This is a genomic window from Streptomyces sp. NPDC056835, from assembly GCF_042789485.1.
Taxonomy (GTDB): Bacteria; Actinomycetota; Actinomycetes; order Streptomycetales; family Streptomycetaceae; genus Streptomyces.
In genome coordinates this window covers 34,734-43,084 of record NZ_JBHUBB010000051.1, presented here as the reverse complement: position 1 = coordinate 43,084, position 8,351 = coordinate 34,734, and the positions used below count along the sequence as shown (strand labels likewise).

Genomic DNA, 8,351 nt, shown 5'->3' with positions numbered 1-8,351 from the left:
TTTCCTCACCGCGCTTCGCGCGTGCTGCGACGCTTTACGTCCGGACACGCACCTCCTCCGACCCCGACCCCCTCCCCCCGGCGGTCGCCTACCCCGCCGCCCGGCTGGGGGGATTGGGGGTGGGTGCGGCCCGGTGGCCCCGGCCATTCGCCGCCCTGGCTGGGGGGTGGGGGTGGGTGCGGCCCGGTGGGCCCCGCCATTCGCCGTCCCGGCGGGGGTGAGTGGGCCGGGTGCCGGGGCCTCCCCCGCTCGCCCTCGCGCACGGACGCGTGGCTTGTGCGGGCGGTGAAGGGGGGCGCGCAGGGGTCGTGTCCGGGACGTAGAGCGTGATTTGTGGCGCGCGACCGCCAGTCTCTAAACGCTCGGCAGCTGCGCGCCGTAAATCATGCAGTCCCGGGCGCGAGCCCGGAGCGCACCCCGGCAACAACCCGCACCCCGACCACCGGCCCCACCCAAAGACGGCCGGACCGCACCCCCCGCCGGACGGCGCACCCCGGCAACAACCCGCACCCGGACCACCGGCCCCAGCCAAAACGCGCCCGAACAACGACCCCTCGCCGGGAGGCGTTACGCCCAGAGTTGTCCGTGCAGCGTTTCGATTGCCTCTTCCGTCGTCGCCGCCGTGTAGACGCCCGTCGACAGGTACTTCCAGCCCCCGTCCGCGACCACGAAGACGATGTCCGCGCTCTCGCCGGCCTTCACCGCCTTCCGGCCGACGCCGATCGCCGCGTGCAGCGCCGCTCCCGTCGAGACGCCCGCGAAGATGCCTTCCTGCTGGAGCAGTTCACGGGTACGCGTGACCGCGTCCGCCGAGCCGACGGAGAAGCGGGTCGTGAGGACGGACGCGTCGTACAGCTCCGGGACGAAGCCCTCGTCCAGGTTGCGCAGGCCGTAGACCAGGTCGTCGTAGCGTGGTTCCGCGGCGACGATCTGGATGCCCGCGACGTTCTCGCGCAGATAGCGCCCCACGCCCATCAGCGTGCCCGTCGTGCCCAGGCCGGCTACGAAGTGGGTGATGGAGGGCAGGTCGGCCAGGATCTCCGGGCCGGTGGTGGCGTAGTGGGCGCCCGCGTTGTCCGGGTTGCCGTACTGGTAGAGCATCACCCAGGACGGGTTCTCGGCCGCCAGTTCCTTGGCGACCCGTACGGCCGTGTTGGAGCCGCCCGCCGCGGGGGACGAGACGATCTCCGCCCCCCACATGGCGAGCAGGTCGCGCCGCTCCTGCGAGGTGTTCTCCGGCATCACGCAGACGATGCGGTAGCCCTTGAGCCTGGCCGCCATGGCGAGTGAGATGCCGGTGTTGCCGCTGGTGGGCTCCAGGATCGTGCAGCCCGGGGTGAGCCGTCCGTCCTTCTCGGCCTGTTCGACCATGTGCAGGGCGGGCCGGTCCTTGATCGAGCCGGTCGGGTTGCGGTCCTCCAGCTTGGCCCAGATCCGGACGTCGTCCGACGGCGAGAGCCGTGGGAGCCGGACCAGGGGCGTGTTGCCGACCGCCGCCAGCGGGGAGTCGTACCGCATCAGGCCGTGTACGTGTCGAGCGCGCCGCCGGCCACGGCCGGGAGGATGGTCACGCTGTCGCCGTCGGCGAGCTTGGTGGAGACGCCGTCGAGGAAGCGGACGTCCTCGTCGTTGAGGTAGACGTTCACGAAGCGGCGGAGCTGGTTGTCCTTGGCCGGGTCGATGAGCCGCTCCCGGATGCCGGTGTGCCGGGATTCGAGGTCGTCGAAGAGCTCGGAGAGCGTGTCGCCGCTGCCCTCGACGGCCTTGGCGCCGTCGGTGTAGGTGCGGAGAATGGTCGGAATGCGGACCTCGATGGCCATGACATGGGCTCCTGATCGGGAGATGGCGTGACGGGCGCGCGGCTCGGGCCCCCGCGCGAGGGGGTGGTGCGAATACGGAAAGCTGCGCTCCGGGTCGTCGCTCAGCCGGCGGCGCTGGGACAGATGGCACTGGCGAGGCGGCACAGGTCGACGTGCAACCGCGCCACGAGCAGCGGGGTGCTCGGCGTCTTGTCGCTCACGTCGTGGAAAACCATGCGGTCATCGTATCGATTCCCGGTTGGCGTTCCGGCATGTGATCTCGTATCCCGGACGGTCCGTATCCGTCAGGCGGACGGCGGGAGATAGACGACGGTGGGCGCGCCGGTGGCGGGGTGCGTGCTGACCTCGGCGGTCACCCCGTAGACGGTGGCGAGGAGATCGGCGGTCAGAACCTCGTGCGGGGTGCCGGAGGCGACGATCCGGCCTTCCTGGAGGACGTAGACGCGGTCGCAGTAGTACGCGGCGAGGTTCAGATCGTGCAGGGCGAGCAGGTTGGTGGTCCCGGCGTCCCTGATCAGGGTGAGGATGTCGAGCTGGTAGCGGATGTCGAGGTGGTTGGTCGGCTCGTCGAGTACGAGCAGGGCGGGCCGCTGGACCAGGGCGCGGGCGACCAGCGCGCGCTGGCGTTCGCCGCCGGAGAGTGAGGGGAAGGCGCGGTCCGCGAGGGCGGCGATCCCGACGCGGTCGAGGGCGGCTTCCGCGAGGGCCGCGTCTTCGGCGGTGTCCGCTTCCCAGAAGCGTTTGTGCGGGGAACGGCCCATCGCGACGACCTCGCGGACGGTCAGCTCGAAGTCCAGCTGTCCGTCCTGCGGGACGGTGGCGACGCGGCGCGCCCTGGCCTTGGGGGTCATGGTGAGGAGGTCGTCGCCGTCGAGCAGGGCCCGTCCGTGGTCGGGGCGGAGCGTGCCGTAGACGCAGCGCAGGAGGGTGGTCTTGCCGCTGCCGTTGGGACCGACGAGTCCGACGGTCTCGCCGGGGGCGGCGGTCAGGTCGGCGCTGTCGACGAGCCGGCGGCCGTCGGCGGCGTAGGAGAGTCCTTCGAGCCGGAGTGTCGCCGTCATACGGGGGCTCCTTCGGGGCGGCGGCGCATCAGCCACAGGAGGGCGGGGCCGCCGGTGAGCGCGGTGAGTACGCCGACGGGCACGTCCTGGGGCGCGGCGACGGTACGGGCCGCGAGGTCCGCGACGACGAGGAGGACCGCTCCGCCCAGGGCCGCGACCGGCAGCAGGGCGCGGTGGCTCGCGCCGACGGCCATTCTGGCGGCGTGCGGGACGAGCAGTCCGATGAAGCCGACGGCGCCGCTGGCGGCCACCATCACGCCGGTGACCAGGGAGGCGAGGACGAAGACCGCGGCGCGGAAGCGTGAGGTGTCCAGGCCGAGTACGGTCGCGCCCTCCTCGCCCGCCAGCAGCAGATCGAGCGGTCTGGCCAGCGCCATGAGCAGCACGGTGCCGAGGGTGAGGACGACCGCGGGCAGGAGCAGGGTGGACCAGCGGGCGCTGCCGAGGCCGCCGAAGGTCCAGTAGATGGCTTCCTCGAAGTGCTCGGGGCGGGCCGAGATGATCAGGATGAGGGTGGTGAGCGCCGAGAGGATGTACGAGACGGTGACCCCGGCGAGGACGAGCCGGCCGCCGGTCATCGTGGAGCGGCGGCGGGCCAGCCCGTACACCAGCGCCAGGGCGAGGAGCGAGCCGGCGAAGGCCGCGGCGGGCATGGCGAGGGTGGTGGTGATCCCGCCGCCGATGCCGAGGACCATGACCAGCACGGCGCCGGCGGACGCGCCGGAGGAGATGCCGAGGAGGAAGGGGTCGGCGAGCCGGTTGCGTACGAGCGCCTGGAGGACGGCGCCGACGACGGCGAGCCCGGCGCCGACGATCACACCGAGCAGCACGCGGGGCAGCCGTACGTCGAGCACGATGGTGCGGTAGGGGCTGGGGTCGGCGTCGCCGGTGAGGATGGTGATCACCTGGCCGGGCGGAATGCGTACGGAGCCGAGGGCGAGGCCCGCGACGACGGCGGTGGCGAGCGCGGCGGCGAGGCAGCCGAGCACCAGGGTGTAGCGCAGCCGCCCGTGGCCGGGCGGGGTGGTCCGGGTCATGGCCGGGGCCTACTTGACGGACTCGGGGTGGAGCTGCGCGGCGAGCCGTTCGATGGCGTCGGGGGCGCGTACGCCGAGGACCACGTCCGAGAGCGGCATGACGGCGAACCGCTTGTTCTTGATGGCCGGTACGTCCTTGAGCACGGGGTCCTCCAGCAGCCGCTTCTTCTTCTGGGCGACGGTGGTGGAGCCGTAGTCGTGGATGACGATGACGTCGGGCTTGCGGGCGACGACCTGTTCCCAGGTGGCGTCGGCGAAGGACTTGCCGAGGTCGGCGAAGACGTTGCGGCCGCCGGCGCGGGTGATCAGTTCGTTGCCGATGCCCTTGCCGCCGGCGGTGAAGGCGGTCTTGTCGCCGCTGTCGTAGACGAAGACGGAGACCGGCTCGACGCCCTTGAGCGGGGCGGCGGTGTCCGTGACGGTGGTGCGGGCTGCGGCGATCCACTTCTCGGCGCGGTCGGGGACGCCGAAGGTGCGGCCGGTCTCGCGGACCTCCTGGTAGACGTCGTCGAGGGAGGTCTTGTCCTCGGGGCAGTTCTCCAGGTTGAGCCGGGTGTGGATACCGGCGGCCTTGAGGTCGTCGCGGCTGCGGCCGTCCTTGGCGGCGAAGGCGCTCGCGTAGCCGCCGTAGACGAAGTCGGGGTTGGCGGCGAGCAGCCGCTCCTTGGAGGGGTACTCCTTGGCGAGCACCGGGACGCTCTTGTACGCCTTCTCGTAGGCGGGGAGGATCCGGTCGTCCAGATAGGCGGTGCCGACGAGGGACTTCTCCAGGCCGAGCGCCAGCATCACTTCGGTGACGTGCTGGTTCATGGTGACGACCCGCTTCGGCGGCGCCTGATAGGTGGTTTTCACCCCGCAGTTGGTGACGGTGTACGGGAAGCCGGGCGCGGTGGTCGCGGCCCGCGCGCCGTCCTTCGCGTCCGTGGAGGCGGAGCCGCCGCAGGCGGTGAGCGGGAGCAGCAGGGCGGATATGACGGCGGGCATGAGCGCACGGCGCCGGGACAGCACAGACACGGCAGGGCCTCCTCCGGGGGATTTCCGCGTCCCCTGGCTGGTGGGAGAAGGGCGGCAGGTCAGTTCCTGGCTGCCAAGCTGGGCTTGGTCACAGTGGCGGGACCGCGCCGGATTCACACCGGCTTCCTGATCCCCACCGCCTCGGTTCGGCGCTCAGTTTGTCAGACCGTGTGAGCGCCGCGGACAGGACCTAGACGATCTCGACGTCCTCTTCCGTGACCTCGCCCTCGACGATGCGGTACGAGCGGAACTGGAAGGGGCCCGAGTCGTCGTGGTCGGCGGTGGAGACGAGGACGTAGTGGGCGCCCGGCTCGTTGGCGTACGTGATGTCCGTACGGGACGGATACGCCTCGGTCGCGGTGTGCGAGTGGTAGATGATCACCGGCTCTTCGTCCCGGTCGTCCATCTCCCGGTAGAGCTTGAGCAGATCCGCCGAGTCGAACTCGTAGAAGGTGGGCGAGCGCGCGGCGTTGAGCATGGGGATGAACCGCTCGGCCCGGCCGGTCCCGGCGGGACCCGCGACCACGCCGCACGCCTCGTCGGGATGGTCGGCGCGCGCGTGCTCGACGATCTTGTCGTGCAGGGCCTGGGTGATGGTGAGCATGGAGAAAATATAAAGGGACGAGTACGGCCCCCGGATCCGGGAGGGAGTTTCCCGGTTCCGGGGGCCGTCCTGGGTCCTCGCGGCCCTACTCGGCGGAGGCGTACTCCCGGGGGGAGTCGCCCGCCGTGACGCGCGGGGCGCGGCGCTTGAGGTACTGCCAGCCGATGAGGAGACAGACCGCCCAGACCGCCCCCACGTAGAGGGAGACCCGCGCGTCCTTGTCGTACGCGATCAGACAGGTGACGAGGGCCAGGAAGCCCACCGCGACCCAGCTGAACACCGAACCGCCCGGGGCGGGGAACGACGAGGCGGGCAGCAGGCCCGCCCGTACCCCGCGGCGGTAGCGGATATGGCTGAGCAGGATCATCATCCAGGTCCAGATGCCTGCGGCCGTGGCCACGGACGTCACATAGCCGAAGGCCTTCTCCGGGACGATGTAGTTGAGGACCACACCGATGCCCATGAGGGCGACGGAGACGGTGATGCCGAAGGCCGGGGTCTTGCGGGAGTTGAGCTTGCCGAAGAGTTTCGGCGCCTCGCTGTTGGCGGCGAGGTCGCGCAGCATCCGGCCGGTGGAGTACATGCCCGAGTTGCAGGAGGAGAGCGCGGCGGTCAGCACGACGAAGTTGACGATGCCGGCCGCGAGCGGGATGCCCATCTTCTCGAAGGCGTGGACGAAGGGGCTGGCGCCCGCCGAGAACTCGGTCCACTTGACGACCGCGAGGATGACGGACAGCGCGCCCACGTAGAAGACGATGATGCGCCAGGGCAGGGTGTTGATCGCCTTGGGGAGGGTCTTCTCCGGGTTCTCGGACTCGCCCGCGGTGACGCCGACCAGCTCGACGGCGAGATAGGCGAACATGACGCCCTGGAGGGTCATCAGGCTGGAGCCGATGCCGTTGGGGAAGATCCCGTCGTGTGCCCAGAGGTTGGAGGCGGCGGCGGTGTCACCGGCGTCGGAGAAGCCGAGGGTGAGCACGCCGAGACCGATGACGATCATTCCGATGATCGCGGTGACCTTGATCATCGAGAACCAGAACTCGACCTCGCCGAAGATCTTCACCGAGATCAGGTTGACGCCGAAGAGCACCACCAGGAAGACCAGGGCGCTGACCCACTGCGGGATCTGGGGGAACCAGAAGTGGATGTAGATGGCCGCGGCGGTCAGTTCCGCCATCCCGGTGACGACCCACATCAGCCAGTACGTCCACCCGGTGGCGAAGCCGAAGAACGGGCCGAGGAACTCTCTGGCGTACTCCGCGAAGGAGCCGGAGACCGGCCGGTAGAGGAGCAGCTCGCCGAGCGCCCGCATGATGAAGAAGATCACGACGCCGGCGAGGGCGTACATGAGGATGATGCTGGGTCCGGCCTTGGCGATATTCGCTCCGGCGCCCATGAAGAGCCCGACGCCGATGGCGCCGCCGATGGCGATCATCTGGACCTGACGGCTGCCGAGCCCGCGCTCGTAGCCCTCCTCCGGGGCGCTGCCGCCGGTCGGTCCTCCGGCGGTCCCGTCGCCGCCGTACTCCTTGTCGACCTGCGCAGAGGTCATGGTCGTGCGCCCTTTCTCCATGCAGATCCGCGCCGTGCTCGGCCGCGGACCAGTTCCCGATCCCCCCCGGATATGGATGGAGTGCCGCCGGCGGTCGGCCGGCCGAAGCACCCCCGGGGACAGGGGTGGCGTCCCCGGGGGGTCGTGCAGATCTATCACGGCGAACCCGGCGTTCAGCGGTGCGCGTTGTGGCACAGGCCACAGGGAGAAGCGGACGAATCGCACCGCGAACCGCAAAGGTCGCCGGAGCGGTGACGGGATCGTTATGCCGAATTGAGCGTCACCTGAGCGTACGGAAGGGGGCCTGCCGGGAACCGGCATATGACACGCGGGAGTCAGGGCATCAGACTCTCGACGAGCGATTCCTGGAGCGCGCCGAGCCAGAGGTACGCCATCACCATCGGCTTGCGCGGATCGGAGTCGGGCAGCCGGTACAGCTCGCCGCTCTCGTCCTCGTCGGTGACCTCCAGGCGCGTGCCGATGGTCAGCCGCAGATCGTTGAGCGCGCCGAGCCAGCGCCGGCAGTCGTCGGGGGTCAGCTTGAGTACGGCGGCGCCCCCCTCCTCCACGGCGAGCGCGTCCAGCGTGCGGACGAGCGCCATGCCGTCCTCCCGCTTGCGGTCGCGCAGGTCGTTCTCCGTGAACCGTCTGAACTCCGAGGAGAATTCGCGCAGTTCGTCGTCGTCATCGCCGTACGCGTCCGGGAAGAGCCGGGCCAGCGCCGGGTCGGCGGGCGGCTCGCTGGGGCCCTCGCTGAAGAGCGAGGCGAGCGGGTCCTCGCCCTGGGCCGGCTCGTCACCCGGCCCTATCAGCTCCAGCAGTTGTACGGCGAGCGAGCGCAGGATCGAGATCTCGACCTCGTCGAGGGCGACGGCCGCGCCGCCGCCCGGGATCGCCTCGAACTGCCCGGCCATCAGGCGCGGTCCTGCGAGAGGGTGGCCCACAGCCCGAAACCGTGCATCGCCTGTACGTCGCGCTCCATCTCCTCGCGGCTGCCGCTGGAGACGATGGCGCGGCCCTTGTGGTGGACGTCGAGCATCAGCTTGTGCGCCTTGTCCTTCGGATAGCCGAAATAGGTCTGGAAGACGTACGCCACATAACTCATCAGGTTGACCGGGTCGTTGTGCACGATCGTCACCCACGGCACATCGGGTTCGGGGACGGCGAAAGTCTCCTCGGCCGATTCGGGGCGTTCGATCTCAGTCGGGGCAACACTCACGGTTCGGGACGACCTTCTTCTCTGCGGGGGCGTGCCGGAATTCA

General features: G+C 70.2%; 10 protein-coding genes and 1 riboswitch. All 10 genes read right to left on the bottom strand.

The annotated features are described in order from the left end of the window. Positions 1 to 567: 567 nt before the first annotated feature. Complete coding sequence (locus ACFRMN_RS36180; RefSeq protein WP_383028167.1) at positions 568 to 1,518, bottom strand: PLP-dependent cysteine synthase family protein; 951 nt, start codon at positions 1,516 to 1,518, stop codon at positions 568 to 570. Continuing rightward, positions 1,518 to 1,820: a MoaD/ThiS family protein gene (locus ACFRMN_RS36175; protein WP_383028164.1), complete on the bottom strand. Its 303-nt coding sequence runs from the start codon at positions 1,818 to 1,820 to the stop codon at positions 1,518 to 1,520. The genes ACFRMN_RS36180 and ACFRMN_RS36175 overlap by 1 nt, the downstream gene beginning before the upstream one ends. A 101-nt stretch (positions 1,821 to 1,921) precedes the next feature. Then, entirely contained in the window at positions 1,922 to 2,035 is a 114-nt protein-coding gene (locus ACFRMN_RS36170) for a putative leader peptide (RefSeq protein ID WP_326612102.1), read from the bottom strand. A 69-nt stretch (positions 2,036 to 2,104) separates the two neighbouring features. Further along, the gene (locus ACFRMN_RS36165; protein WP_383028161.1) at positions 2,105 to 2,881 is read right to left on the bottom strand and encodes an ABC transporter ATP-binding protein; all 777 of its coding nucleotides are present in this window, start codon (positions 2,879 to 2,881) and stop codon (positions 2,105 to 2,107) included. Then, positions 2,878 to 3,918 (bottom strand): FecCD family ABC transporter permease, encoded by a 1,041-nt coding sequence (locus ACFRMN_RS36160; RefSeq protein ID WP_383028159.1) that lies wholly within the window; start codon positions 3,916 to 3,918, stop codon positions 2,878 to 2,880. Before ACFRMN_RS36160 ends, ACFRMN_RS36165 begins: the two co-directional genes overlap by 4 nt. A 9-nt stretch (positions 3,919 to 3,927) precedes the next feature. After that, positions 3,928 to 4,923 (bottom strand): ABC transporter substrate-binding protein, encoded by a 996-nt coding sequence (locus ACFRMN_RS36155; RefSeq protein ID WP_383028172.1) that lies wholly within the window; start codon positions 4,921 to 4,923, stop codon positions 3,928 to 3,930. Between the two features lie 48 nt (positions 4,924 to 4,971). Further along, positions 4,972 to 5,104: riboswitch (cobalamin riboswitch) on the bottom strand. An 18-nt stretch (positions 5,105 to 5,122) separates the two neighbouring features. Beyond that, positions 5,123 to 5,536 carry a Mov34/MPN/PAD-1 family protein gene (locus ACFRMN_RS36150; RefSeq protein ID WP_129769061.1) on the bottom strand — a complete coding sequence of 138 codons (414 nt, stop codon included), beginning with the start codon at positions 5,534 to 5,536 and terminating at the stop codon, positions 5,123 to 5,125. A gap of 85 nt (positions 5,537 to 5,621) precedes the next feature. Then, on the bottom strand, positions 5,622 to 7,088 hold the full coding sequence (locus ACFRMN_RS36145; RefSeq protein ID WP_383028156.1) for an amino acid permease: 1,467 nt from the start codon (positions 7,086 to 7,088) through the stop codon (positions 5,622 to 5,624). Positions 7,089 to 7,423: 335 nt separating this feature from the next. Further along, positions 7,424 to 8,002 (bottom strand): DUF2017 domain-containing protein, encoded by a 579-nt coding sequence (locus ACFRMN_RS36140; RefSeq protein ID WP_383028153.1) that lies wholly within the window; start codon positions 8,000 to 8,002, stop codon positions 7,424 to 7,426. Further along, on the bottom strand, positions 8,002 to 8,307 hold the full coding sequence (gene clpS, locus ACFRMN_RS36135) for an ATP-dependent Clp protease adapter ClpS (protein ID WP_030355090.1): 306 nt from the start codon (positions 8,305 to 8,307) through the stop codon (positions 8,002 to 8,004). Before clpS ends, ACFRMN_RS36140 begins: the two co-directional genes overlap by 1 nt. Positions 8,308 to 8,351 lie beyond the last annotated feature (44 nt).